This is a genomic window from Micromonospora siamensis, assembly GCF_900090305.1.
In the GTDB taxonomy this organism is placed as follows: Bacteria; Actinomycetota; Actinomycetes; order Mycobacteriales; family Micromonosporaceae; genus Micromonospora; species Micromonospora siamensis.
The window spans coordinates 3,297,728-3,321,124 of sequence record NZ_LT607751.1; the positions used below are offsets into that span (position 1 = coordinate 3,297,728).

The 23,397-nt window shown below is 70.5% G+C and carries 25 protein-coding genes and 2 pseudogenes; 11 read left to right on the forward strand and 16 right to left on the reverse strand.

Features of this window, described 5'->3' with window-relative positions; translation table 11 throughout:
* Window positions 1–35: 35 nt before the first annotated feature.
* Window positions 36–551 (forward strand): DUF421 domain-containing protein, encoded by a 516-nt coding sequence (locus GA0074704_RS15165; protein ID WP_088971115.1) that lies wholly within the window; start codon window positions 36–38, stop codon window positions 549–551.
* A gap of 191 nt (window positions 552–742) precedes the next feature.
* On the opposite strand, the gene GA0074704_RS29055 is transcribed toward GA0074704_RS15165, so the two are convergent.
* Window positions 743–913 (reverse strand): hypothetical protein, encoded by a 171-nt coding sequence (locus GA0074704_RS29055; protein WP_172880559.1) that lies wholly within the window; start codon window positions 911–913, stop codon window positions 743–745.
* A gap of 412 nt (window positions 914–1,325) precedes the next feature.
* On the opposite strand from GA0074704_RS29055, the gene GA0074704_RS15170 reads away from it, so the two are divergent.
* Both GA0074704_RS15170 and GA0074704_RS15175 read left to right on the forward strand, forming a co-directional pair.
* Window positions 1,326–2,612 (forward strand): IS256 family transposase, encoded by a 1,287-nt coding sequence (locus tag GA0074704_RS15170; RefSeq protein WP_088970031.1) that lies wholly within the window; start codon window positions 1,326–1,328, stop codon window positions 2,610–2,612.
* A gap of 108 nt (window positions 2,613–2,720) precedes the next feature.
* Entirely contained in the window at window positions 2,721–3,782 is a 1,062-nt protein-coding gene (locus GA0074704_RS15175) for an NAD(P)/FAD-dependent oxidoreductase (protein WP_088971116.1), read from the forward strand.
* A gap of 289 nt (window positions 3,783–4,071) precedes the next feature.
* Here GA0074704_RS15175 and GA0074704_RS15185 read toward each other — a convergent pair whose 3' ends face one another.
* Window positions 4,072–4,479, reverse strand: coding sequence for a RidA family protein (locus GA0074704_RS15185; RefSeq protein WP_088971117.1), 408 nt, complete (start codon window positions 4,477–4,479; stop codon window positions 4,072–4,074).
* A 410-nt stretch (window positions 4,480–4,889) separates the two neighbouring features.
* Entirely contained in the window at window positions 4,890–5,909 is a 1,020-nt protein-coding gene (locus GA0074704_RS15190) for an aldo/keto reductase (protein ID WP_088971118.1), read from the reverse strand.
* A gap of 146 nt (window positions 5,910–6,055) precedes the next feature.
* Here GA0074704_RS15190 and GA0074704_RS15195 point away from each other — a divergent pair, with 146 nt between their 5' ends.
* Window positions 6,056–6,643: a TetR/AcrR family transcriptional regulator gene (locus GA0074704_RS15195; RefSeq protein WP_088971119.1), complete on the forward strand. Its 588-nt coding sequence runs from the start codon at window positions 6,056–6,058 to the stop codon at window positions 6,641–6,643.
* A 32-nt stretch (window positions 6,644–6,675) separates the two neighbouring features.
* On the opposite strand, the pseudogene GA0074704_RS29430 reads toward GA0074704_RS15195, so the two are convergent.
* From GA0074704_RS29430 to GA0074704_RS15205, 3 genes and pseudogenes are all read right to left on the reverse strand, one after another.
* A pseudogene (locus tag GA0074704_RS29430) lies at window positions 6,676–6,771 on the reverse strand (IS5 family transposase); the annotation flags it as partial.
* Between the two features lie 33 nt (window positions 6,772–6,804).
* On the reverse strand, window positions 6,805–7,260 hold the full coding sequence (locus GA0074704_RS15200) for a nuclear transport factor 2 family protein (protein ID WP_088971120.1): 456 nt from the start codon (window positions 7,258–7,260) through the stop codon (window positions 6,805–6,807).
* A 77-nt stretch (window positions 7,261–7,337) separates the two neighbouring features.
* The gene (locus GA0074704_RS15205) at window positions 7,338–7,844 is read right to left on the reverse strand and encodes a nuclear transport factor 2 family protein (RefSeq protein WP_269458924.1); all 507 of its coding nucleotides are present in this window, start codon (window positions 7,842–7,844) and stop codon (window positions 7,338–7,340) included.
* 81 nt (window positions 7,845–7,925) lie between these two features.
* On the opposite strand from GA0074704_RS15205, the gene GA0074704_RS15210 reads away from it, so the two are divergent.
* Window positions 7,926–8,489: a TetR/AcrR family transcriptional regulator gene (locus GA0074704_RS15210; protein WP_088971122.1), complete on the forward strand. Its 564-nt coding sequence runs from the start codon at window positions 7,926–7,928 to the stop codon at window positions 8,487–8,489.
* A 394-nt stretch (window positions 8,490–8,883) separates the two neighbouring features.
* On the opposite strand, the gene GA0074704_RS15220 is transcribed toward GA0074704_RS15210, so the two are convergent.
* Together GA0074704_RS15220 and GA0074704_RS15225 are read right to left on the reverse strand one after the other, a co-directional pair.
* Window positions 8,884–9,858 carry a CPBP family intramembrane glutamic endopeptidase gene (locus GA0074704_RS15220; protein WP_088971123.1) on the reverse strand — a complete coding sequence of 325 codons (975 nt, stop codon included), beginning with the start codon at window positions 9,856–9,858 and terminating at the stop codon, window positions 8,884–8,886.
* Between the two features lie 21 nt (window positions 9,859–9,879).
* The gene (locus tag GA0074704_RS15225) at window positions 9,880–10,530 is read right to left on the reverse strand and encodes a hypothetical protein (RefSeq protein WP_088971124.1); all 651 of its coding nucleotides are present in this window, start codon (window positions 10,528–10,530) and stop codon (window positions 9,880–9,882) included.
* Between the two features lie 98 nt (window positions 10,531–10,628).
* Between GA0074704_RS15225 and GA0074704_RS15230 the strand changes: the two genes are divergently transcribed.
* The 4 genes from GA0074704_RS15230 (at window position 10,629) to GA0074704_RS15245 (ending at window position 14,874) form a co-directional block, all read left to right on the forward strand.
* Window positions 10,629–11,237: a TetR/AcrR family transcriptional regulator gene (locus tag GA0074704_RS15230; protein ID WP_088971125.1), complete on the forward strand. Its 609-nt coding sequence runs from the start codon at window positions 10,629–10,631 to the stop codon at window positions 11,235–11,237.
* A gap of 89 nt (window positions 11,238–11,326) precedes the next feature.
* On the forward strand, window positions 11,327–12,505 hold the full coding sequence (locus GA0074704_RS15235) for a GDSL-type esterase/lipase family protein (RefSeq protein ID WP_088973699.1): 1,179 nt from the start codon (window positions 11,327–11,329) through the stop codon (window positions 12,503–12,505).
* A gap of 320 nt (window positions 12,506–12,825) precedes the next feature.
* The gene (gene bla / locus GA0074704_RS15240; protein WP_088973700.1) at window positions 12,826–13,731 is read left to right on the forward strand and encodes a class A beta-lactamase; all 906 of its coding nucleotides are present in this window, start codon (window positions 12,826–12,828) and stop codon (window positions 13,729–13,731) included.
* Window positions 13,732–13,911: 180 nt separating this feature from the next.
* Window positions 13,912–14,874 (forward strand): CPBP family intramembrane glutamic endopeptidase, encoded by a 963-nt coding sequence (locus GA0074704_RS15245; RefSeq protein ID WP_088971126.1) that lies wholly within the window; start codon window positions 13,912–13,914, stop codon window positions 14,872–14,874.
* Here the strand turns inward: GA0074704_RS15245 and GA0074704_RS15250 are convergent.
* From GA0074704_RS15250 to GA0074704_RS15265, 4 genes are all read right to left on the reverse strand, one after another.
* Window positions 14,871–15,791, reverse strand: a complete 921-nt coding sequence (locus GA0074704_RS15250) for a serine hydrolase (RefSeq protein ID WP_088971127.1) — start codon at window positions 15,789–15,791, stop codon at window positions 14,871–14,873. The genes GA0074704_RS15245 and GA0074704_RS15250 overlap by 4 nt on opposite strands.
* Complete coding sequence (locus GA0074704_RS15255; protein ID WP_088971128.1) at window positions 15,788–16,717, reverse strand: LysR family transcriptional regulator; 930 nt, start codon at window positions 16,715–16,717, stop codon at window positions 15,788–15,790. Before GA0074704_RS15255 ends, GA0074704_RS15250 begins: the two co-directional genes overlap by 4 nt.
* A gap of 130 nt (window positions 16,718–16,847) precedes the next feature.
* A complete protein-coding gene (locus GA0074704_RS15260) occupies window positions 16,848–17,501 on the reverse strand; it encodes a Type 1 glutamine amidotransferase-like domain-containing protein (RefSeq protein WP_088971129.1) in 654 nt (217 codons plus the stop codon).
* 102 nt (window positions 17,502–17,603) lie between these two features.
* Window positions 17,604–18,233 (reverse strand): DUF4291 domain-containing protein, encoded by a 630-nt coding sequence (locus GA0074704_RS15265; protein ID WP_088971130.1) that lies wholly within the window; start codon window positions 18,231–18,233, stop codon window positions 17,604–17,606.
* Window positions 18,234–18,370: 137 nt separating this feature from the next.
* On the opposite strand from GA0074704_RS15265, the gene GA0074704_RS15270 reads away from it, so the two are divergent.
* A complete protein-coding gene (locus tag GA0074704_RS15270; protein ID WP_088971131.1) occupies window positions 18,371–18,727 on the forward strand; it encodes a VOC family protein in 357 nt (118 codons plus the stop codon).
* A 13-nt stretch (window positions 18,728–18,740) separates the two neighbouring features.
* Here GA0074704_RS15270 and GA0074704_RS15275 read toward each other — a convergent pair whose 3' ends face one another.
* The gene (locus GA0074704_RS15275; RefSeq protein ID WP_088973701.1) at window positions 18,741–19,973 is read right to left on the reverse strand and encodes a DUF6357 family protein; all 1,233 of its coding nucleotides are present in this window, start codon (window positions 19,971–19,973) and stop codon (window positions 18,741–18,743) included.
* Window positions 19,974–19,981: 8 nt separating this feature from the next.
* The gene (locus GA0074704_RS15280) at window positions 19,982–20,635 is read right to left on the reverse strand and encodes a hypothetical protein (protein ID WP_088971132.1); all 654 of its coding nucleotides are present in this window, start codon (window positions 20,633–20,635) and stop codon (window positions 19,982–19,984) included.
* Window positions 20,636–20,948: 313 nt separating this feature from the next.
* Here GA0074704_RS15280 and GA0074704_RS15285 point away from each other — a divergent pair, with 313 nt between their 5' ends.
* On the forward strand, window positions 20,949–21,935 hold the full coding sequence (locus GA0074704_RS15285; protein ID WP_172880562.1) for a LacI family DNA-binding transcriptional regulator: 987 nt from the start codon (window positions 20,949–20,951) through the stop codon (window positions 21,933–21,935).
* Window positions 21,936–21,943: 8 nt separating this feature from the next.
* Here GA0074704_RS15285 and GA0074704_RS29765 read toward each other — a convergent pair.
* Together GA0074704_RS29765 and GA0074704_RS15295 are read right to left on the reverse strand one after the other, a co-directional pair.
* Window positions 21,944–22,312: pseudogene (locus GA0074704_RS29765) on the reverse strand (formylglycine-generating enzyme family protein); the annotation flags it as partial.
* 86 nt (window positions 22,313–22,398) lie between these two features.
* The gene (locus tag GA0074704_RS15295) at window positions 22,399–23,304 is read right to left on the reverse strand and encodes a hypothetical protein (protein WP_157743694.1); all 906 of its coding nucleotides are present in this window, start codon (window positions 23,302–23,304) and stop codon (window positions 22,399–22,401) included.
* Window positions 23,305–23,397: the final 93 nt, after the last annotated feature.

The following is a 23,397-nucleotide window of genomic DNA, read 5'->3' on the forward strand; positions in this document are numbered from 1 at the left end:
CGGTACGAGTCGGACGTCGGGGGTAGGTCTGAGGAATGGTGTTGGAGAACCCCGGTGATCTGCTGCGTCTGCTCGTCGTCGCGGTGCTGGTTTATCCGGCACTTGTGGTCATCCTGCGGGTCTCCGGCAAACGGACGCTGTCCAAGCTCAACGCGTTCGACTTCGTGGTCACGGTGGCGTTGGGTTCGACCCTGGCAACGATTCTGCTGTCTCGGGACGTCTCCCTGGCCGAGGGGATCGTCGCGTTGGCCCTGCTGGTCGGCCTGCAGTACCTGGTCGCCGTGTTCGCGGTCCGGTGGCCGCCGTCGCAGCGGCTGCTCAAGTCCCAGCCGACCCTGCTGCTGCGTGACGGACGGCTGCGGCACCGAACCTTGCGCCGTGTACGGGTGGCCGAGAGTGAGGTCCGGCAGGCCGCCCGCAGCCACGGCTTCGGTGACCTTGCCGACGTGGCGGCGGTGGTGCTGGAGAGCGACGGAAGCCTCAGTGTCATCAACCGAAGCCAGCTCGGTGATGGCAGCAGCCTGGCCGACGTGCGCGACGAGGAGCGGTAGCCGGACTTCAGGCGACGGTCGCCCGGTCGCCCGGCCGCTCGGGCGGGCTATCGGCCCCTTGACCGGTCGACCATAACGAGGACCGGTTCGCCGGCCGGAAAGGCTGCGCCGAGCGGTGCCACCCCGCCGCCCTGCGGGTATGCGCCCCGGTGGTGGTCGTACCGGGCGAGCCCGCCGTCGCATGGCTCCGCCTAATTCTCATCGTCAACGGTCTCGGTGCGGCCCTCCCGGGTCACGGTCGGCTCCAGATGCTCGTCCGGTTGTGGGGCCTGCGCCATGGTGTGGTGCGGATCGCCGTCCGGCGAGAACAGCACCTGGTCGGTCTTCGAGGTCTTTTCCCGGCTCTCGTCCGGTTCGGTCATCGCCCTCCTCCTTCGGTTCGGGTGCCCCTCAACGCTATGCCGGAGGTTGACTATCCGAACCGGATTCGTGCCATCTGGCTAGGGCGGACAGTGGGAGGTTGGAACCAAGGGTGGGCCTGCTGCACCGACAGGTGACAGGTGACAGGTGGAGCTTGCGTTCGGCGGTGCGGTGTCCGGTGATGCCGGCCAGCCACAAGCGGTTCGGGCCACCGGCGGTGAAGTTCCGCTGGACCACGTCGTCGTGCACCGGCGGACCGGCCTTGCCGCCCTGCCCGACGCTTGCGCTCGCTGAACGCGCTGAACCGGCCCATGCGGGAGCAGATGCGGTGCGGCCCGCTGGTCGGGAGTGTGGATCTAACGGTGTTTCCGGCCTGACCCGCCAGGCGTTGTGCCTGGTGAGGAGGGTGCCGTAATGACCGCGACACTGAACGACCAGACCGGACGTAGGAAGCGGCCCGAGCCGTCGGCGGAGGCGAAGGCCGCCGCCGATCTGGTCCGGGCCGCTAAGGAACAAGGGCTGTCGTTGACCGGCCCGGACGGGCTGCTCAAGCAGCTGACCAAGACGGTCCTGGAGACCGCGCTCAACGAAGAGATGACGGAGCACCTCGGCTACGAAAAACACGACCAGGCTGGTGCCGGGTCGGGCAACATCCGCAACGGCACCCGGTCGAAGACCGTCTTGACCGACGCCAACGGTCCGGTGCAGATCGACGTGCCGCGGGACCGGGCCGGCACGTTCGAACCGCAGATCGTCCGCAAGCGGCAGCGGCGCCTGTCGGGGGTCGACGAGGTCGTGTTGTCGCTGTATGCCAAAGGCCTCACGACCGGGGAGATCAGCGCGCACTTCGCAGAGATCTACGGGGCTTCGGTGTCGAAGGAGACGATCTCCCGGATCACCGACAAGGTGATCGAGGAGATGACCGACTGGTCCCACCGGCCCCTGGATGAGATCTACGCCGCCGTGTTCATCGATGCCATCGTGGTCAAGGTCCGCGACGGGCAGGTCGCGAACCGGCCGTTCTACGCCGCGATCGGGGTCACCCTCGACGGGGAGAAAGACATCCTCGGGCTGTGGGCCGGCTCCGGCGGTGAAGGCGCGAAGTTCTGGATGAGCGTGCTGACCGACCTGCGTAACCGGGGCGTCAAGGACGTGTTCTTCCTCGTCTGCGACGGCCTCAAGGGCCTGCCCGAGGTCGTGACGAACGTGTGGCCCCGCACGGTGGTGCAGACCTGCGTGATCCACCTGATCCGCAACACGTTCCGCCTCACCTCCCGCCGGTACTGGGACGAACTCAAGCGCGACATCAAGCCGATCTACACCGCCGTCAACGCCGACGCCGCCCGGGCCGCCTTCGACGACCTGGCCGACAAGTGGCGCGGCCGGTATCCGGCGGTGATCCGACTGTGGGACAACGCCTGGGCGGAGTTCATCCCGTTCCTCGACTACGACCTGGAAATCCGCAAGGTCATCTGCTCCACGAACGCGATCGAGTCCCTCAACGCCCGCTACCGGCGAGCGGTCAAGGCCCGCGGCCACTTCCCCAACGAGCAGGCCGCGTTGAAGTGTCTGTACCTGGTGACCCGGTCCCTGGACCCCACCGGAGCAGGCAGAACCCGATGGACGATGCGCTGGAAACCCGCGTTGAACGCCTTCGCCATCACCTTCAGCGACCGCTTCCCAGCCGCTGAAACCTACTAACCAAGCTCGCCGGAAACACCGTTAGCGAGACAGCCCCCGCTGGTCTCGGTTTTTGCCGAAATGGCATGGATCCTTGCTGTCGGCGGACGCTGCTCGCACGCTGTTGGCATGAACGATGTCGAGTTGCTGCGGGCCGATGAACGGATCTGGGACGTGGTGGTGGTCGGTGGCGGTACTGCTGGTCTTTCCGGAGCGTTGAACCTGGCCAGGGTGCGCCGGTCGGTGTTGGTGATCGATGCGGGTGAGCCGCGTAATGCGCCGGCGGTCAATGTCGGCGCGCATGGCTTGCTTGGTCGTGAGGGGATCTCCCCGCTGGAGTTGCTGCGGCGCGGGCGGGAGGAAGTCGCGTCGTACGGCGGCCGTGTCGTTTCGGGCCGGGTGGCTCGGGTCGATCGGGACGGCGAGACGTTCTCGGTCGTCGCTGAGGATGGGCAGCGGGTGCGAGCGCGGCGGGTGCTGGTGACGACGGGGTTGGTCGACGAGTTGCCGGACGTGCCGGGGCTGGCTGACCGGTGGGGCCGGGATGTGCTGCACTGCGTGTACTGCCACGGCTGGGAGGTCCGCGACCGGGCGATCGGTGTGCTCGGCAGCTTCCATCAGGCGCTGTTGTTTCGGCAGATGTCGGAGGATGTCACCCTGTTCCGTCACACCGGCATCGAGCTGACCGGCGAGCAGTGGGAACAGCTCGCGGGCCTGGGCGTCGCCGTGGTTGACGGGGAGATCGCCGGCGTCGAGGTCGATGCCCAGGATCAGCTCTCCGGCGTCCGGCTCGGGTCAGGCAGGGTGGTGCCGGTTCGCGTGCTGGCGGTCGCTCCTCGGTTCATGGCCCGCGCCGGGTTCCTCGAGGGACTGGGTCTGAGGTTGCGGGAGCACCCGATGGGCCTGGGGGAGCAACTCCAGGTAGATGCGTCCGGTTTCACCGGGGTGTCCGGCGTGTGGGCGGCGGGCAACGTCAGCGATGTGCTGGCTTTGGTGCCGGTCGCTGCCGCGGGTGGGGTCACCGCGGCCGCGGCGATCCACATGGATTTGTTGATGGCTGACGCCAAGGCTGCCGCCGCGTCCCGGGTCGGGGGCGCAGGTGTGTTCGATGGCCCACTGGAGGCCGAGGTGTCACGGCGTGTGCTGGGCGCCGGTGGGCACGGCCTGGATCCGTTCTTGGGCGAGCAGTAAGCAACTCGGGCGTCAGGTGGTGCGGGCCTTGAGATCGGCTCGCTCTACCTGACGCCGGAAGAGGACGAGTAGTTCGACAGGTTGGTCGCCGTCGGGTCCGAGCCAGTGCGACACGTGGGACAGGAGCTTGTGCGCCTGGATGCCGGCGGGCCGGCTGAGCGGTACGAACGTGTGCTTCCGACGAACGGCGCCCGCCAGCCGAGGTACCGTTCGTCGGTGGCGTCCTGTGGGCGACACCGGCCTGGTTGGAGGTCGGGATGGCGACGTTGCGAATCGACTGCCGTCGTGCTCAGTCCATGACGGCGGTGGCTTCCACTTCGACGAGGTAATCGGGGCCGGCGAGGGCGCTGACGCCCAGCCCGGTGAACGGCGGGACCGGAGTGACTCCGAGCTTCGTGGCGGCCCGGGTGATGCCGTCGATCAACGGCGTCATCTTGTCCGGTGTCCAGTCGACGACGTACACGGTCAGGCGTACCACGTCACCGAACGACCCACCGACCCCGGCCAGGGCCGTGGCGACGTTGAGGTAGCACCGCTCGACCTGGGCGGTGAGGTCTCCGACGCCGACCGTGCCGCCGTCCGCGTCGACGGCCACCTGGCCGGCGATGAAGACCTGCTTCGCGCCGGTCGCGACCGCGACGTGACGGTACAGGTCGACCGCCGGTAGGCCTTCCGGACTGATGAACGAGACGGCCATGGTGCGCTCCTTCCGGGTGAAGCCGCTGATCAGCGACGCTATTGGTCCAGGTGTGGCCTTGGGGCTCATCGGCGGTGTGGTGGCGGACGACCAAGTCGGGACGTGCCCGATGAACGTGGCCGCGGTCGGCGGAGGCGGTGGGCGGCGGCTTCGATGCGGGTCAGCCTGTATACCCAACCGCCCTCCATCGATGCGCAGCATCGGGCCGGATCCTCGTCAGGTGCGTCCTGGCGGGAGCTGACCATTCTCACCTCGGTGGACCGGGGGTGCTGACCCTGCATCAAGGCAGTCGTGAGCGCGGAGCTGGGCGAACGCTTGCGTGGCCGGGGTTCCCTGCGCGGCGGGTCAGGCGGCAGGCGGACGCGCCGGGCGGACGTCCGTCTGCCGCCTGTCTCGGACGTGCCGGGTGGTCAGCGGCGGCGCAGCGCCGGCTCGAGCAGGGCGGGCGGGGTGTCGTTCTTCTCGTGGGCGGCGAGGTCGACGCCGGGAGCCACGATCGCGTCGATCGCGTTCAGCACGTCGGTGCTGAGCACGGTGTCCGCGGCGGCGAGCTGCGAGTGGAGGTGGTCGATCGTGCGGGGCCCGATGATGGCGCTGGTCACGCCCGGGTGGGCGGTGACGAAGCCGAGCGCGAGCTGGATCATGCTGAGGCCGGCCTCGTCGGCAACGGTGGCGAGCTGCTCGACGGCGTCGAGCTTGGCGCGGTTGGCGGGGATGCTGATGTCGTAGCGCTGCTGCATGAAGCCCGCGCGGTTCGTGCTGATTGCGTGGCCGGCGCGGATCGCGCCGGACAGCCAGCCGGACGCCAGCGGGCTCCAGGCGAGCACGCCCATGCCGTACTCCTGCGTCGCGGGCAGCACGTGGGTCTCGATGCCGCGCTGCAGGATCGAGTAGTTCGGCTGCTCGGTCACGTAACGGCTCAGCCGTCCCTCGCGGGCGGCCCACTGCGCCTGCACGATGCGGTAGGCCGGGAAGGTCGAGGAGCCGAAGTAGCGGATCTTTCCCGCGCGCTGCAGGTCCGTCAGCGCCGACAGCGTCTCGTCGTCGCTGGTGGTCGGATCCCACCGGTGCATCTGGTAGAGGTCGATGTGGTCGACGCCGAGGCGGCGCAGGCTGTTCTCCAGGGCGGTGACCAGCCAGCGGCGCGAGCCGCCCCGCTGGTTGCGCTCGTCGCCCATCGGCAGGGTCGCCTTGGTGGCCAGGACGACAGCGTCGCGGCGGCCGGCGATGGCCTTGCCGACCATCTCCTCGGACTGGCCGCCGCTGTAGGCGTCGGCGGTGTCGATGAGGTTGATCCCCGCCTCGAGCGCGCCGTCGACGATGGCGGTGGCGTCCTCCTGGGTGGTGTTTCCGATCTTGCCGAAGTTCATCGCGCCGAGTACGAGGGTGCTGACCTGCACACCGGTGCGACCCAAGGTGCGGTACTGCATGACTGTTCCTCCTTCAGGCGTCCGGCCGTCCGCGTTTGGCGGCAGCCCCGGCCGGTCGGTATGCTGAACAAGCGGAACGCTGTTCCGGTAACCAACATACGGAACAACGTTCCGGTTGCCAAGTGGAGTGACGGAGGTAACGCGACGTGGCCGACACCGACAGCGGCTCGGAGCGACCGGCCCCGCGCAAGCGGGCCGACGCCCGGCGCAACGAGAGGGCCCTGCTCGACGCTGCGGCCGCGGCGTTCGTCGCCTCCGGCGTCGACGTCCCCGTGCGGGACATCGCCGTCAGGGCGGGCGTCGGCGTGGGCACGATCTACCGCCACTTCCCCACCCGGGCCGACCTCATCGTCGCCGTCTACCGGCACCAGATCGAGGCGTGCGCCGACGCGGCACCGGCGTTGCTGGCCGACAGCGACACACCGCACGCGGCCCTGGCCCGGTGGATCGACCTGTTCGTCGACTTCCTGGTCACCAAGCACGGCCTCGCCGCAGCGCTACAGTCCGACGACGCCGCCTTCCAGACCCTGCACGCCTACTTCCTCGACCGGCTGGTCCCGGTCTGCGACCACCTCCTGGACGCCGCCGTCGCCGCCGACGAGATCCGCCCCGACCTGGACGCCTACGGCCTGCTGCGCGGCGTCGGCAATCTCTGCATCGGCGCGGGCAACGACCCCCGCTACGACGCACGACGCCTGGTCGACCTCCTCGTCACCGGACTTCGCGTCCGCTAGGTGACGCTGCCGCTGGGCGACCAGATCGAACGCGGGCGGCCGCCTTCGGATCCCTTGGCCCAACGGTGGGCGTCCTGACCGGCTTTGCTCGGGATGCACGCCTCGGTTCTGCGGGCGCGCAGGTGAGCGGTTACTTTGCTGGTCGGCTTGAAGAACCGTGACTACTCGGGTCGTTGTGCGAAGACACCGATGTTTCCCTCGATCCAGATGGGTCGGGCTACCAACCTGCTGATTCGCCACCGCTCGCCTACGCGCCGCAACTCGAACTCGTACGTGCCGCCGTTGTGCCACAGCCGCCCGCCCGGCACGTTGTCACGTCGTAGCCAAGCCAGCACGTTCGCGGTTGCCGTGGCGGTATCGCCCGTCACATCGGCGATCACCCCGGTGACCACATGCTGTGTGCCATCCAACACGCCAAGCTCCCGTCGCCACCGATCTACCGGCTCGGGGCCGGGGAGAGTCTCTGCGTCGCCGCCGCTCATCGCGGTGTAGTCGACGACCACGGTGTCGGCGAACGTCTCCACCAGAGCGTCCCAGTCACGGCGGTCCACAAACCAGGCGTACTCGGTGATCACCCGCTGGATGGCGAACTGGTCGACCAGATCCTGTAGACGCATGTCACAACTCCTCTTCGTGGTGGCTGAAGGTGGTGGCGGAGGGGCGCCTCGACTCAAGGCGCCCCATCACCACCGGGTTACTTGGCGTCGAACGCCGCGTACATGCTGGCGTCGCTCGCCACGTTGAGTGCTTCGGCTGCGACCAGCGGGTTCCAGAAGTCGACGTAGCGGCTGATCTTTCCCTCCACCGTCTCCACGACGGAGATGTAGGTCTGGTTGTACGGCTTGCCGGTGCCCACCGCCTGGCCCACGGACTTGAACTCGGCGATGACCAGGGTGGGGTCGACGGTCTCGTGGAAGTGCAGGTCGACGAACTCCACCTCGAAGTGCTCGGGGAAGTTCCGCATGTAGTCGAACAGGGCCTGCTTGCCTGCGACCTTCTGCGGGAAGCCGGCCGGACCGTACGGGAACTCCAGGACGCCGTCCTCGGTGAACAGGTCCACCCACTCCTCGATCCGCCCGGACGACAGGTACTCCAGGTGGTTCTTGAAGGCTTGCTGGGCGGTTTCGCGAACGTTCATGGCGCTTGTCCTCTTCCTTGGTGTTTCCGATGGGTGCTGAAGGGGTCCGGGTCGGCGGGCCAGCCGCCTAACGCGAACATCTTCGCGTCAGACCATAGCCCGTGCGCGGTCAAACGCCAAACTTCTCGCGTTAGGATTACCTCCGTGAGTGACCAACACCAGTCCCGCCCCGGCGGACGCACCGCGCGAGTCCGCGCCGACGTCCTACGCGCAGTCGACGACCTGACCACCGAACAACCGCTGGCCCAACTCACCCTGGCCCAGGTGGCGGAGCGTTCGGGAGTGCACCTGGGCACCCTCTACCGGCGCTGGGGCACTCTCGACGGCCTACTACTCGACGCGGTCGCCGAACGCCTCACCACCGGCTCGCCGATACGCGACACCGGCAACCTCCACGCCGACCTGGAGGACTACGCCCACCGTGTCGCCGAAGACCTCTCCGGCCCAGATGGACAACTACTGCTGCGTACGCTGGTCGCCGTCCGTCTCGGGACCAAGGCGGAACTACCACCCGCCCTCACCCGACGGTTCCACGAAATGCAGGCACTACTCGATCGAGCTCGCGCACGCGGCGAGAATCCACCCACACTCCAACAGGTCGTCGACATCGTCGTGGCACCGCTGTACACAGCCCTACTGTTCGGCACCACACCAGCCAATCCAGCCACCCTCGTCGACCGCCTGCTGAAGCTTCACCCCGACCAATGACGTGGCCGCCAGGCGCCGCGGCGTGATTCGCTGACGGCGCCCCTGTCCTCGTCGGCCGTCGATTCAGGTCGCGGCGGCCTTCGCCGGGCAGGTCGGCCTCGATGCGTTCCTTGCGGACCTCGCCGGCGACGGTGTCGGTGACGGTCTCCTTGCCCAGACGTACGCGCTCCACCGGAACCGTCTCGGTGTCGACGACGGGGCGTTCGGCGTGCCAGGGGCAACGTCGTGTCCTTCCTCGCCGATCGCCGGGCCAACGGGGGTCTTGCCGATGTTGGCGTCGGTGATCGGCTCCCGCTCCAGGCGTACCTCCTCGCGCTGCGGCGGGACCGTGACCTGCTCGTGCTCGCCGACGGCGGACGAGCGGCGGCCCACCTCCGGGGCCGCCGCCCCGTCACTACCGCGTGTGGCGTGGCGTCGTACTGCGGCCCGCGGTAAGTGCTGGTCCTGTCTTTCGGGTACGCCACCAGATGGTGGCGGTGATGACGACGACCGCAAAGGCGGGGACGAGCTGATACGGCGTGCCGACTCCGGCTGAGCGGTCCTGCAGTGCGCTACCGAGGTCCACCCGCAGGGTGACGGCCAGGACGAGGGAGAACGTGTTGAGTACGGCGTGCAGCATGACGGGGATCTCGAGCCCGCCGGTGCGCCAGGTGATGACGGCCAGTCCGGTCCAGAGCACGAAGTACCAGACGATGATGTACGGATCCGTCGCGCCGTGTACGGCCGTGAACAGCACGCTCGAGACCAGCACCCCGGCGACCAGTCCCGCCCGTGGGCTGCGGGTCCAGCTTCCGATCACGCGGAAGATCAGGCCACGGACGCCGTATTCCTCGCCAGCCGACTGCAGCGGGGTGAGGAGCATCGTGGCGAGGAAGATGGCGACGAGGTCGGTCTGCGACCAGGGGAACTCCTCGACGGGTGTGAGGGCTCCGACGGCGTTGACCACCAGCCAGGCGGGACCGAAGATGAGCAGCGACCTGCCGAGCAGGTCGAAGCGGAACCGCGACGTCACGGAGTGCAGCGACGCACCGGGTACGCCGTAGAGCCACCGCTGGATGAGCATGCTCCAGGGAATGAGCAGGCCGAGGGAGAGCATCGTGCTGGCGTGGTACAGCGGCGTGTAGTCGGTGCCGCCCACGATTGGCGGGGTGTTGCCCATCCGTACGTCGATGAGCGCAGTCGCCCTGCCGACGACGTTCGGGAAAATGACGATCCCTGCCAGTAGGAGGATGATGGCGAGAATGCCGCGGCCGATCCGGCGTTCTTCGCCGGCGAGCACCCGGTGGTACTCCACTCCGGTGGGGACTGACGGCCCGTTGCGAGGCTCGGCCGGGGTGAGTAGCGAGTTCGGCGCGTTCATGGTGGTCATGGCTTCCTCTGGTGGATGTGGCTACTTGCCGGCCTGGTCGAGCACGCTGTGACGCAGGCGGAGTGCCCGCTCGGTGCTCCCCAGTACGGCCCCGACGGCCAGGGCGAAGTTGAGCCAGATCGGTAGCCGGACGGGCGATTCGAAAGTTCCGACGTTCTCGGCGATCGGGGGGATCCGCGACAACGGTTCGGCCAGTTGCAGCAGGTTCAGGCCCACGCCGACGAGGAGCATCAGCGCCGAGAGGAAACTGATCGAGTGGCTCAGTGCCGGGTGCTCGCGTTCGATGCGGGCGCGGCGCCCCTCGGCGGACTTCGGGTCAGGGATGAGCCGGTGCTCCGCGCCGGCGGTGGTGACGTAGTGGCAGCGCTTCAGCCCGAAGGTGCTGGCCGCCACCTCGATGGTGCCGCCCTCGACGGGAAAGGCGGCCGGGAGCTTGGACTCGGCGTGGTGCCTGCCGTCGAGATACAGGTGCGCTCTCGCCTTGCCGCCTTCCGGGTCGGTCCGGCGCGGGATGTCGACGGCATACACCGTCCGCCGGCCGGCCCCGTTGGGTAGCGGGAGGTGATACAGGGCGCGGAAGGGCAGCTGCCACCAGCGGAGGCGTTTCAAGGCCCGTCCGTCTCCGCTGGTGATGCGCTTGGCTGCCCGCCGTTGCCGCCAGTTGTCGATCACGTTTCCTCGCTCACCGTTGGCCGCCGCTTCGCACTAACACGCTGTGCTAGTGGCAACGCTAGCACAGCGTGCTAGTACGCTGTACCAGGAGGTGTCGGATGGCACGAGACGATGGCAGTGCCGGCTCGCGGGAACGGATCCTCGCGGCTGCGGCGGCGATGCTCGCAGAGGATGTGACCACGCGGTTGAGCGTGCGCGCGGTCGCGGCGCGGGCCGGGGTGAGCACGGGCTCGCTCAGGTTCCACTTCCCGACCCAGCGGGCGTTGCAGGACGCCGTGCTCGCCAGGATCTACGACCAGATCTTCCCGGACGACCCGATCCACGACCGGTCGCTACCCGCCCGGGATCGACTGGTCAGCTGTCTGCGGCAGGTGCTAGCCCCCGCCGGAGTGGGGGAGCAGGCGCGTGCGGCGTGGGGCGCGGCGTACCAGACATTCATCGCCCCCGACCAGACCGCGGAGGTCCGCGCGGCGTATCTGGCCGTGGAGCGGGAAGGATGGCGCCGGGTCGAGTACTGGCTGACGGTTCTCGCTGGCGAAGGCGCGCTCCCCAGGGAGGACCACACCCGCCGGGTGAGATTCCTGCTCACCGTCCTGCAGGGGCTCTCCATCGAACGAGCCCTGCCCGCCGAGGACTCGATCCTGAAATCCGAAACCGAAACCCTCTACCTGGCCGTTGACTGCGTCCTCAACGCCCCGGCCCTGTGATGGCCCGAGGCTGCCCGCGACGCCGCGGACACGACCCGGCGGTGATCGACCAGCCGCCGTTCCCGAACGCCGAACGATGGATTGAGAGCATGAACTCCACCTGGATCACCACTCCGATCACCGCCGACCTCCTGCGCGGCGCGCTCGACGTCGAGCACACCGCGCGCGGTGTGCTGCCGCACCGGCTGCCGGCCTGGGCCCGTGGCCAGAACACCGACGGCCAGGTCGCCATGGTGGAGGCCCAGCCCGCCGGCGTACGGCTAGCCCTGCGGACCCGCGCCACCATGGTCGAGGTGGACACGCTGCCCACCCGGTGGACCTACATCGGCCTGCCGTCGCGCCCGGACGGCGTGTACGACCTACTCGTCGACGGTCACCTGACCGACCAGGCCACCGTCACCGGTGGCGACACGGTGAGCATCGACATGGCCAGCGGGACCACGGAGCGTCGGTCCGGTCCGCCCGGCACCGTCCGCTTCACCGGCCTGCCCGACCGGGTGAAGGATCTGGAGATCTGGCTGCCGCACCACGAGACCACCGAACTGGTCGCCCTGCGTACCGACGCCCCCGTCACGCCCATGCCCGACCGGGGTCGTCGGGTCTGGTTGCACCACGGCAGCTCCATCAGTCAGGGCTCCAACGCCACCAGTCCCACCGCCACCTGGCCGGTTGCCGCCGCGTCCCGTGGCGGTGTGGACCTGGTGAACCTCGGCTTCGGCGGGAGCGCGCTGCTCGACCCGTTCACCGCCCGTACGATGCGGGACACCCCGGCCGACCTGATCAGCGTGAAGATCGGCATCAACCTGGTCAACGCCGACGTGATGCGGCTGCGTGCCTTCACCCCGGCCGTACACGGATTCCTCGACACCATCCGCGAGGGCCATCCGCACGCTCCGCTGCTGGTCGTCTCCCCGATCTACTGCCCGATTCACGAGGACACCCCCGGCCCGGGCACGTTCGACCTCGCCGCCCTCGCCACTGGACAGGTGCGGTTCCGGGCCACCGGCGACCCGGCCGAGCGGGCCAGCGGCAAGCTCACCCTCAGGGTCATCCGCGACGAGTTGGCGCGGATCACCGCCCAGCGGGCGGCGGACGACCCGAACCTGCACCACCTCGACGGTCTCGACCTCTACGGGGCGGCCGACTTCGCCGAGCTGCCGTTGCCCGACCAGCTCCACCCGGACACCGCCACCCACCGGCGCATCGCCGAACGCTTCGCGAGGCGGGTCTTCGGTGCCGGCGGCCCCTTCGCGGGACCCACATCCTGACCGGCCCGGGTCGGCGGCGGGGGAGGGGCGGTCAGCAGCCGCCCGCCGCCGAACCTGGTCGTCCCAGGGTGCTGCCGGGCCGGCGCCCGGAAGGCCCGGCCTCGGCCGCCGCCGTCCCGGGACCGTCGGCCCGATCTCGGCCGGGCGGCGGTCAGCGGGGACGAGAACGGCCGGGGAGCTGACCGTCGGCACCGACGATGCCGAATCAGCATGAACACCGTCGTTTCCGTCTTCGACCGCATGCCGGATCCCTGTCAGGGTCGAGTCCGGTCCGCTCGGCGCCCTTCCGGCGCCGACCCACGCATGGACAAGGAGTGATCATGGCTTTTGCGGCACACCGTCTGGTGGCCACGGTGGCACTGGTGTCCCTGACCGCCTGCAGTCCCGCCGATGCCGCCGAACAGCCGACGCGGGACAGCGCACCGGCGTCGACCGCACCCGCCGCCGCCGACCGGGAGCACGAGTTCCGGCAGCTGGAGGAGAGGTTCGACGCCCGGCTGGGGGTCTACGCGATCGACACCGGCACCGGCCGGACCGTGCAGTACCGGGCCGACGACCGGTTCGCGTACGCCTCGACCTTCAAGGCGCTGGCCGCCGCCGAGGTCCTCGACGAGACCACGGACGCCGAGTTGGACCGGGTGGTGCGGTACTCGGCGGACGACCTGGTGACCTACTCGCCGATCACCGGGCGGCACGTCGACGAGGGCATGACGCTGCGCGCGATCGCCGACGCGGCCGTGCGCTACAGCGACAACACCGCCGGCAACCTGATGCTGCGGCAGCTCGGCGGACCGCAGAAGTTCGAGAAGGAACTGCGCGAGGTCGGCGACAAGGTCACCGACCCGGCGCGCTGGGAGACCGCGCTCAACGAGGCCCGGCCCGGCGACCGGCGGGACACCAGCACCCCGCGGGCCATGGCCGGATCGCTGCGGGCGTACGCCGTCGGTGACGCCCTCGAACCCGCGGACCGCGACATCCTCACCGGTTGGCTGCGAGGCAACACCACCGGCGGCGAGCTGATCCGCGCCGGCGTTCCCGACGGCTGGGTCGTCGGGGACAAGACCGGTGCCGGCGGCTACGGCACCCGTAACGACATCGCGGTGATCTGGCCGCCGGACCGGGTGCCGATCGTCCTCGCGGTGCTCTCCAGCCGCGACGAGAAGGACGCCGACTACGACAACGCCCTCATCGCCGAGGCGACGAAGGTGGCGCTGGCCGGCTGGTGATCCGCTGACCGGCACCCACTCGCCGAGCGTCCGCCCGGACGCGTCGGACGTCGCGGGGCGGCAGCGACGCCCGCTGCCCCGTCGGCGACGACTCCGCCACCAGCCGGTGCGGCGGCACCGCCCGTCGGCGCGCTGTGCGGTGCAAGGAAACGTCCACCCCTTTCGGAAGGAACCCTCCCGATGAGTACGCCACGATCCGACGGATCCTGGACGACGACGGATCGTCCCGGCCCTGCCGAACCCGGCCCGGGACCACGGACACCGGAGCATCCGGCCGTCGACAGTTCCCGCCCGTTCGGCGCCCACCTGCGCATGGCCTGGTGGAAACCGCTCGTGGTCCTCGCCGCGCCGCCGCTGGTGATGCTGGTCCTCCAGGTGCTGTCCTGGCAGCTCGTGGGCGTCATCGAGGGCAGCGACGACCCGATGTCCCCCACCATGACACCGTTGAAGTCCCTGGGCATCAACCTCAGCATCGGCGCGTCGGGCGTCGTGGCGGTCCTGCTCCTGGCGCGGCTCGCCCGGGTGCCGTGGCGGAGCCTGATCAGCTCACCCCGCGCCTTCGACGCCCGCCGCCTGGGAACCTACCTGGTCGCCGCGGCGCTGCTGGTGAGTGCCGGGCTCGGTGTCGTGGCGCTTGTCGCACCGGACTCGACGCCCTGGGTCGGCTTCGGTGTCAGCGGCACGACCGTCGCCCTGCTGGTGGTCACCGTGCTGACCACGCCGCTGCAGTCCGCCGGCGAGGAGCTGTGGTGGCGCAGCGCCGTGCTGCCCGCCACCGCGTCGTGGGTGCGCGCGGTCCGGCCCGCCCTGGCCGTCGGGCTCGTCGTGTCCAGCCTCGGCTTCGCCGTGCTCCACGGCTCGACCGACCCCTGGCTGTTCGGCTACTACGCCTTCATCGGCCTCTGCACCGGCCTGATGGCGATCATCAGCCGCGGCATCGAGGCGCCGGTCGCCTTCCACGTCGCCAACAACGTCCTGTTCGGGATCGTCAACACGGTGCTGGCGGACGGTGAGCCCTACGCGATCGACCGGTCCACCGACTCCGGTGACGCGTCGCTGCTGATCCTCGCGGCCGTCAACATCGCCATGGTGGCGCTGGTCTGGTTGCGCGAGCGGCGGGCCCGCGCCGTCGGCGTCGGCTAACCCCACCAGGGCATGGTGCCCGTGCGCAGATGGTCGTGCAGCGACCGGGCGACCTGCGCCATCGTCGCCTCGCTGCCGGGTTGGGCCGCGGCGGGCACCCGGGAGGCGGTCAGCGCGGCGACCGCGTACGACTGCCCGTCGGCGTGCTCCACCACGCCCACCTCGTGGCGCAGGTGCAGCAGGGTGCCGGTCTTGGACGACCAGCGGGAGGCGTCGGAGGTGAAGTCGGGGGCGAGCCGCTGCCGGTGCAGGTTGTCGCCCATCAGGGCGCGTACCCGGGTGGCGGCCGCCTCGTGGATCGTCGAGGGTCGCCAGAGGGCGTGCAGCAGGTCGACGAAGGCTCGCGCCGATCCGGCGTTGGCCCGGTTGACGTCGAGCTGGGCGACCGGATGGCCCTGCCCAGGGGTCGCCGCGCCGATGGCGAGGGAGTGGGCCAGGTGCACCTCGTCGGGGCCGAGACGTTCCGCCGGCGTGTCGGCGAGGTCGCCCGCCCGGTGTCGTACCGCGATGCCGTCGACGCGCAGTCGCCGCAGCTCGGCGGCGACCGCGGCCGGTGGAACGAGGTCGAACAGGGCGTCGGCGGCGACGCTGTCGCTGATGCAGGTGCTCAGGTAGAGCAGGTCGTCAACGGCGATCCGCGCCGGGTGGCGGAAGCGACTCAGCCCGGTCGGGCCCGGTGTGGTGACCCGGCCGGGCGGGACGTCGACAGGCGTCGCCGGGTCCAGTTCCCCGCGCGCGACCCGCTCCAGCACGGCGACCGCTAGCGGGATCTTCACCAGCGACGCCGCCGGGTACGGGGTCTCCGTGTCGAAGCCGATCTCCGCGCCGGTGTCGAGGTCGCGTACCAGGAAGGCGCCGTGCAGCCCCGCCTCGTCGAGCAGGTCCTGGGCGTTGCGGACGACCGCGGTGGCGCTCATGTCGGATCTCCGGTCGACGGGCTGCCCGGTGGGGAACCCTCGGTGGGCGACGGGTGGTCGGCGGCGCCCAGGCAGTGTGCGATGTCCGCGTACAGGACTGAGCGCAGCTGGTCGAGGTCCTCGCGCACGCCGGCCGCGACGTCGTAGCCCCGCAGCAGCCACGGGTCGGCGAGCGGACGCCAGTGCAACGCGAAGTCCTCGGCCTGCTGACGGGAGCAGAGCAGCAGGTCGGGGGAGCCGAGGGCCGCCGCCGCGGCGTCGACCAGCGACGGCGCGACCGTCACCTGAGACGGCGCCAGCCCGGCCGACTGCCCGGCACGGGTCAGCGGGTCCCGCAGGTGCGCGACGTCGTCCTCGGGTTGGATCAGGATCCGCCGACGTGCCTGCGTGCGGGCCCGGCCGCTGCGCAGCGTCTCCAGGAACACCGTCGGCGCCGGAATGGGGGTCCGCGCGGCCAACCCGAGCGGTACCCGCCAGGTCGCCGCCGCCTCCGGAACCGCGACGATGCCGGCGCCGACCTCCAGGGTCCGGCAGAGCCGTTCGCGCTCCTGCGGACCGGCCGGCCGTACCTCCAGGTGGATCCGCTGCCGCCGCGCCGCGACCACCAGCGCGGCGAGGCGGGGCGGCGGGCAGATCTCGGGTACGGCGACCCGCAGCGGGCGCAACCGGGCCCGCTCGGCGTCGTCGGCCATGGCGTCGGCGAGGTCGACCAGGCGCCGGGCCGACGGCAGCATGTCCCGCCCGAACGGCGTCAGCCGCACCGCCCGGGACGACCTGTCGAACAGCCGCGCCCCGAAGTGCTCCTCCAGGGCGGCGATGCGGCGGCTGGCGACCGACTGGGGGATGCCCGCGGCGGCGGCCCCGGAGGTGAAGCTCCCGTGACCGCTGACCGCGACGAAGGCCCGGCAGGCGGCGACCACATCCACCTGGCGAACCTATACCCGGACCGCATGGGTGGGCCGGCGCGGTGCCCTGCCCCGCATCGGCCGGGCAGCCGGGAACGCGGCAACGACACCTCGTCGTGCGGGGCGGTCACCATGCCTCACCTGGCAGCGGCTACGAGGGGAACCGCCTCCAGTGCCCCTCGGAGACGACCTCGACAGCGCCGTCGGTCACCTTGATGGCCGTCTGGTCGTCGATCGCGTACGCCGGCCCCGCGATCTCGGCCACCCATTTCTCGGCACCGGCCATGGTGTTGTCCGGCTCGAGACCCAGGTGCGGGAAGATCGAGAAGTCGACGAACCCCAGGGTGCGGTCGTCGGGCGCGGACTGCCACTCCACGAAGTCCGCACCGATGCGTGGGGTCAGCACCATGCTCCCCGCGCTCAACCCCACCCAGACGGTGTCCCGCAGCGAGGGCAGGAGGTCCGCCAACCCGGACTGCCGCATCCAGTGGCACAGGTACGTCGCATCACCGCCGGCCACGAGCATGACGTCCGCCTCCCGGACCCAGGGGACCCACCGCTCCTCGCCGATGCTGGGCAGCGCCGTCAACTCGAGGACGCCCAGCGACTTCCAGCCCAGGCCGCACATGGGTAGCGGCGACTGACCCGTGATGAAGCGCCAGGCCGAGGCCGGCCCGCCCATGGGATGGCAGGCCGTGGGGATGCAGAGGGCACTGGACTCCGCGATCGGCTTGCCCAGCAGCTCGACCAGCGCATCGCGGATGCTCGGGTTCTGGACGCCCGCGGATGTGAGAAGAAGCTTCACGCTTGCCTCCGGTAGGTAGCGGTCATGACGCTCTCCGGCGAGAGTCAGAAGATCGGGTGTACGGGAAGACAGACCCGACGCCACGACGAAACTCATCGCGTACTACCGGTCGGATCGCGCTCCCACGGTGACGACTGGGCCGGCGTCGAGGCCGGCGGCGATCTCGGCCGGCAACGGATAGCCGCGTTCGACAGGCAGCTGAGCTGCTGCCGCCGCTTCGTCGCCGTCCCGCAGAAGCTGCCGGACGCGATGCACCATGGGAGTGATGTCGGTGACGGCGACGATCCAGTCGTCGACGTACCGGTCGACCGCCTCGCCCGACAGCCCGACCTGCAGCGAGCGGTACGGCAGTGCCGTCAGCTGTAGTGACCGTTCCGGATCCCACTGCACCCGTACCGGGCTGGTCCTCAGCCGCCGCGACCAGCTCGCCCGGTCGCCGTGCAGGGCCCGGTCGTAGTGGCTCAGGCAGGCGCGCGCCAGCGCCCACTCGAAGCCTTGCCGCGTGATGTCGACGGCCAGCACGCGCTCCTGACCCACCTTGGTGGCCCAGCCGCAGCGGTACATCATCCACAGGAAGGATGGCTTGATCCACGTCATCCGGTCCCGCTTGAAAGGGGCCACAAAGTGGCCCGCCGCCACCGCAGGAAGGGCGATCTGCGGGGGATACGCCTGGTAGACGGTGATGGTGTCGGACGAGTAGCGGGCGCGGATCTGACGGGCGGGAACGGACACGAGCCGATCCTGACCGATCGGGACTCGGACGCTCCAGCGGAATTCCGCACCCGTGCCGCCGGGACCGGTCAGTCGGGTGGCAGCGGCGCGACCGGGCGGACCGCCGCGAACTGGTCGTGCTCTGTCAGGATCGGCGCATGGCGAACGTCTGGTCCGGTGTCACGATCGACTGCCTCGACCCCGAGCGGGTGGCCCGATTCTGGAGCGCCCTGCTCGGTCGCGAGTTCGGCCCGTCGCAGGAGGGCTGGGTCTACCTCGGCGAGCGAGGTGAGCCGCAGCCGCGGCTGGTGTTCCAGCCGGTGGCTGAGCCCCGAACAGGCAAGGTGCGGATCCACCTCGACATCTCCGTCGACGACATCGACGAGGCCATGGCGGCGGTCATCGATCTCGGTGGCCGGTTCACCGGTGAGCGGCACGACTACGAGGAGGGTGTGGTCGTCGTCATGGCCGACCCTGAGGATCACGAGTTCTGCCTGGTCGAGTACTACGGCTGAGCGGACCGAGCCGCTACCGGGCGGTGCTCCCTCGACGCGCCCGCTCGAACTCGGCGACATCCGACATCCAGGGACCGTGCCCGTCGAGTGCGGCGCAGCCACCGCGGACGAAGGCGCTCACCAGCGTCCGGTACCCGCCGATCCCGTCCACCAGGCTGTACTCGACCTGGTACTGCGGATCCGACCCGGCGTCCCCGTTCCGCACGGTCGTGATCCGGGCGATGGAGTCCGCGTAGAAGTGCAGCTGGATCCCCTCGCCCAGCTCCTCGTCCTCGATGGTGAACACCTCGTTGTCCCCGGCGGAGCGATCGGCGACGAACTCCCAGAACTCGGCGGAGGCGGTGCGGGGACCGCCCCGTAGCCACTTCCGCTCGCCGTCCTTGTCGTCGGTGAACGTCAGGGCGGTCTTTCCGAGGTCCGCCTCGTCGTCCTCCACCGGGGTGTCCCCGGCGCGGTGCGCGGCCTCCGAGCACATCAGGAGGCTCACCGTACGCACCGCGTCGCCGGCGAGTGCGGGGTACGCGCGGCGCACGGCGGCGTCGACCGTGGCCGCCAGCCGCTCCCAGTCGCGCTTGTCGGTGGCCCGGTGTCCCCGTCGCGGATCGAGGCCGATCCGCATCCCGGCGCACGCCTGCTCGGCGGTGGCGATCACCCGCAGGACCTGGGGCAGCAGCGCGGGGTCGACGGCGTCGGGCGTGCGCCTGGGCACCGTCGCGCCGTGCAGGTACTGGCCCGTGTACGTCAGGATCGCCGCGTCGAGTGGCCCGAGGACCGCCCCGCGCTGGGCGCGGCGACGGTTCGCGTGATGCTCCTGAGCGCGTTTCTCGTTCGCCTCCTCTGTCGCCGCGCGCATCGCCCCGCAGACCTGACCGCGCTCGAGCAGACCGATGGTGGCGCCATGGGCGACGAGCCGGCTGCTGTCCCACGGGATGCGCCGAAAGAGCGCGTCGACGTCCTCGGGCGGGGCGAGCAGGATCGGGTCCAGGAGCGCGACTGCGGCGTTCTCGTCGAGTCGCCCCCGGGTGCCGGCGGCCTCGCACAGCGGAAGGAGCGCACTCCACAGCAGCAGGTGTCTGGCCAGGTCCTCCTGGATCACCGCAAGATGGGCTTCGGAGATCGGGACCGTGAAGACGCGGGGTTCGTGGTTGGCGTCGGCCCCGGCGGCGAGCAGCAGTTTCGGCTCACCCTTCTCGCGGATCACGTTCGGGATCCAGCCGCTGCTGCGGGTGAAGACGATGTCTCTCACCGCTCTGTTCACGCCCACCGTGCGGACTCGGCGTCGAGGCGTGGGTCGGTGCGGACCCAGACTTCGCCCCCGGCGGCCTCGGCCGGGGCGTCGGCCCGTTCGAGACCGAGGAACTCGATCAACTGGAGCAGTTCGGCCCGTTCGGCCCGGTCGTCGTCGACGTCGTGCGAGTCGAAGAAGACGTAGTACTGGTCGGACGGGTCGACGATGCCCGAGTCTGCCCAGATCCGGCCGACTTCCTCGATCGCCGTGGCTTCCGTCGTGAACGTGGCGGCGCGGGCGGCACCCCGGGTCTCCGGCGACGCGTCGAGCAGTGAGAGGTCGGAGAACCACTGGCCGAAGTGGTCGAGGCCGGCGTATCCGTTCTCGAAGAACAGCCACGCGCTCGGAAGGTAGCGGTTGCCCCTGTTGACCTTGAGGTGCTCCGAGGAGGGCTGGTCCCCATCCCTGGTCCGGGAGATCACCCCCAGGCTGGGCCTGAGCACCAGACTCTGGCCCGCCGGCTCATCCCTGATGGTGTAGGTGTCGGACTCTCGACCCTGGAGGAACGCCGTGAACGCCGTGTTGGCCCCCTGCGGGTCGGCCACCGAGACGTGTTGATCGTTGCCGTCACCGGCAGAGAAGACGAACTGCTTCGGTCCGGGACGGTAGGGGCGGGCCATCTGGTCCTTCGTCTGCGTGAGAGGGCTCCACGAGCGGAGCGGATCAGGGCGGACATGCCGGCGGCCCCGATCATAGGCGTGCCGTGCGCGCCGGTCCCGCCGAGCGACCAGCCGGCTCGACCAGCAACGATCATGGCGGATGCGCCTCGGCCGGCTGGATGACCGCCGGGCGTACACTGGCGCTGGTCTCGTGGGGCGGGCGCCCGCGTCTCGTCGGGCGTGCGTGGGGCTGCCAATGGTGCGTCCAGCCGCCCGGCCATAGGGCGTGGTCGGGGGCCTGGCGGGAGGGTGGGGTGCCGTGCGTGGTCCCGCGATGACGGATGTCGCCCGTCTGGCCGGCGTCTCCCATCAGACGGTCTCCCGGGTGCTCAACGGGCACCCCAACGTCCGCGAGCAGACCCGGTTGCGGGTGCAGGCGGCGATCGTCGAGTTGAACTACCGGCCCAACCGGGCCGCTCGCGCCCTGGTGACCGGGCGGTCCCAGGTCATCGGTGTGGTCGCGCAGAACACGACGCTCTACGGCCCGGCGTCGCTGCTGGCCGCGCTCGAACAGACCGCCGCGGAGGAGGGCTTCGCGGTGAGTGTGGGCAGCGTCCGGGATCTGGACCGGGTGTCGATCTCGGCGGCGGTGGAGCGGCACCTGGCCTACCGGGTGGCGGGGATCGTGGTGATCGCCCCGGTGGAGTCGGCCGGTGAGGCGTTGGAGCACCTGCCCAAGGACGTCCCGCTGGTGACGGTCGACGGTGACCCGCGCCGGACGGCGCCGCTGGTGACCGTGGACCAGGTCGCCGGTGCGCGGGAGGCGACGCGACACCTGCTGGAGGCGGGGCACCGGACCGTGTGGCACGTGTCCGGTCCGGCCGACTGGTTCGACAGTGCCGGGCGGATCGAGGGTTGGCGGGAGACGTTACGGACGGCCGGTGCCGAGGTGCCGCCGGTGGTTGCGGCGGACTGGTCGGCGGCCTCGGGTTACCGGTGCGGGCAGATGTTGGCGCGGATGCCCGAGGTGACGGCGGTCTTCACCGCGAACGACCATCTGGCGCTGGGCGTGCTGCGGGCGTTGCACGAGTACGGCCGTCGGGTGCCCGACGACATCAGCGTGGTCGGCTTCGATGACGTGCCCGAGGCGGCGTACTTCATTCCGCCGTTGACCACGGTGCGGCCGGACTTCGTCGCGGTCGCCCGGGCCAGCCTCGACCTGCTGCTCGCGCAGCTCGGCTCCGACACCGTCGGTGAGCTGCGGCAGACGATCGCCCCCACCCTGATCCCTCGGCAGAGTGTGGCAGCGCCACCGTCCTGATCGACGCCGGAGACCGGGCGGACCGCCGTGACCTGATCGTGCTCGTACCGGGCGGCGGAGAGGAGCAGCAGCCACTCGTCGCAGCCCTGCCACGGGTGGAGATCGGCGGCTCCGCCCCGCATGGTCCGGGGCCCCTCGCCGGTCCGTGGCCGCTCGTCGGCCGGCGCGTCCGCGAACCCGGGAATCCACACGTCGGCGCAGAGTTCGCTCGCCGACCCCATCGCCGCCAGCCCGAAGCCGTTCTCCGCGGCGGCCGTACGGGCCTCGTCGCCGAAGTCGTCGAGCAGTTGGTCCTCGCCGGGCTTTCCGTTTCCGCGGAAGGTGAGCGTGGTGGTGCCGGCCCGGGCCGCGTACTCCCACTGCGCCTCGCTGGGCAGCTAGCAGCCGAGTCGGCGGTCGGCCGTCCCGATCCACCGTGCCCGATCGGCACGCCCGGTGGGCCGCGCCGGACCGCGGGCACGGTTCACCCGCCGGACCGGCAGGAGCCCTCCCACGCCCGGTACGCGTCGCGGGCCCGCACGACCGCCTCCGCCACGGCGAAGACTTGCCGCCACCCGCGCTCGTCGAGCTCGTCGTGGTTCCGGAAGTAGGCGAGGAACCAGCCGTCGACCACCTCGGCGCTCATCGGCCGATCGTGATCGTCCAGCAGCGCGACCAGTTCGTCGGTCATGAACGCGCGGGCCCCGGCGTGCGCGGTGGTGGCCGCGTACAACGCGAACCTCTCACCCGGGAAGACGTCGGTGTCGAGGATGGCGGCGGGCTGCACCCCGCCCCGGCGGCCGGGGTGGAAGGTGAGGCGGGGCGGCTCCACGTCCAGGCGGACCGCGAGGACCCGCACCAGCAGCTGCCCCTGGCCGGGCCGTTGCCGGGTGTGCGTGGCGACGTCGAAGGACAGGCCACCGTCCGGCCAGTGCACCCGGTGCATGGTCCGGGCGTGCGGATTCGCCACGAAGATCGAGCCCGGCAGCTGCCGGGCCGGCGCCTCCGGCTCGACCGACAGGTCGTTGGCCCGGGCGAACGCGACCAGCCGGACCAGTCGCCCGGCACCGCTGCGCTCGCCCCGGTCGGCGAGCAGCTTGACCATCACCCCGAGGAGTACGGAGCCGGCCAGGAAGAGCCCGCCCACGACCAGCCCTTCGCCGTCGCCCTCGCCCTGAGCGACCATCATCCCGATGGTGATGAGCATGATGATGGCCAGGAAGCCGCCCACCAGGCAGCCGGTGCCGGAGCTGCGGGCTCCCGCACCGGCGAGGTGCCGGGCGGTCTCCTCGCCGAGGTCGCCACGGCGTGCGGCATCGAGCACCTGGGCCGATTCGGCGGCGGTGGGGGTCGCCTGCAAGGGGGCGTAGTCGATCATGTCTGGACGCACGCGCCAGAGGTTAGCGGCCCGCCGCCAGTGGGTCCGAGAGCGTTGCCGGCCATCGCGGCACCAGGGGCCGGCCTCTCGGCTCGTGGCCCGCCC

Coding starts and splice junctions, on each gene's coding strand:
- GA0074704_RS15200 (WP_088971120.1), bottom strand. CDS start 7,260: ATGCGTCTACAGGATCTGGTCGACCAGTTCGCCATCCAGCGGGTGATC.
- GA0074704_RS15190 (WP_088971118.1), bottom strand. CDS start 5,909: ATGCAGTACCGCACCTTGGGTCGCACCGGTGTGCAGGTCAGCACCCTC.
- GA0074704_RS15245 (WP_088971126.1), top strand. CDS start 13,912: ATGAGTACGCCACGATCCGACGGATCCTGGACGACGACGGATCGTCCC.
- GA0074704_RS15220 (WP_088971123.1), bottom strand. CDS start 9,858: ATGACCACCATGAACGCGCCGAACTCGCTACTCACCCCGGCCGAGCCT.
- bla (WP_088973700.1), top strand. CDS start 12,826: ATGGCTTTTGCGGCACACCGTCTGGTGGCCACGGTGGCACTGGTGTCC.
- GA0074704_RS29055 (WP_172880559.1), bottom strand. CDS start 913: ATGACCGAACCGGACGAGAGCCGGGAAAAGACCTCGAAGACCGACCAG.
- GA0074704_RS15170 (WP_088970031.1), top strand. CDS start 1,326: ATGACCGCGACACTGAACGACCAGACCGGACGTAGGAAGCGGCCCGAG.
- GA0074704_RS15285 (WP_172880562.1), top strand. CDS start 20,949: ATGACGGATGTCGCCCGTCTGGCCGGCGTCTCCCATCAGACGGTCTCC.
- GA0074704_RS15165 (WP_088971115.1), top strand. CDS start 36: ATGGTGTTGGAGAACCCCGGTGATCTGCTGCGTCTGCTCGTCGTCGCG.
- GA0074704_RS15270 (WP_088971131.1), top strand. CDS start 18,371: ATGGCGAACGTCTGGTCCGGTGTCACGATCGACTGCCTCGACCCCGAG.
- GA0074704_RS15235 (WP_088973699.1), top strand. CDS start 11,327: ATGAACTCCACCTGGATCACCACTCCGATCACCGCCGACCTCCTGCGC.
- GA0074704_RS15250 (WP_088971127.1), bottom strand. CDS start 15,791: ATGAGCGCCACCGCGGTCGTCCGCAACGCCCAGGACCTGCTCGACGAG.
- GA0074704_RS15175 (WP_088971116.1), top strand. CDS start 2,721: ATGAACGATGTCGAGTTGCTGCGGGCCGATGAACGGATCTGGGACGTG.
- GA0074704_RS15230 (WP_088971125.1), top strand. CDS start 10,629: ATGGCACGAGACGATGGCAGTGCCGGCTCGCGGGAACGGATCCTCGCG.
- GA0074704_RS15280 (WP_088971132.1), bottom strand. CDS start 20,635: ATGGCCCGCCCCTACCGTCCCGGACCGAAGCAGTTCGTCTTCTCTGCC.
- GA0074704_RS15185 (WP_088971117.1), bottom strand. CDS start 4,479: ATGGCCGTCTCGTTCATCAGTCCGGAAGGCCTACCGGCGGTCGACCTG.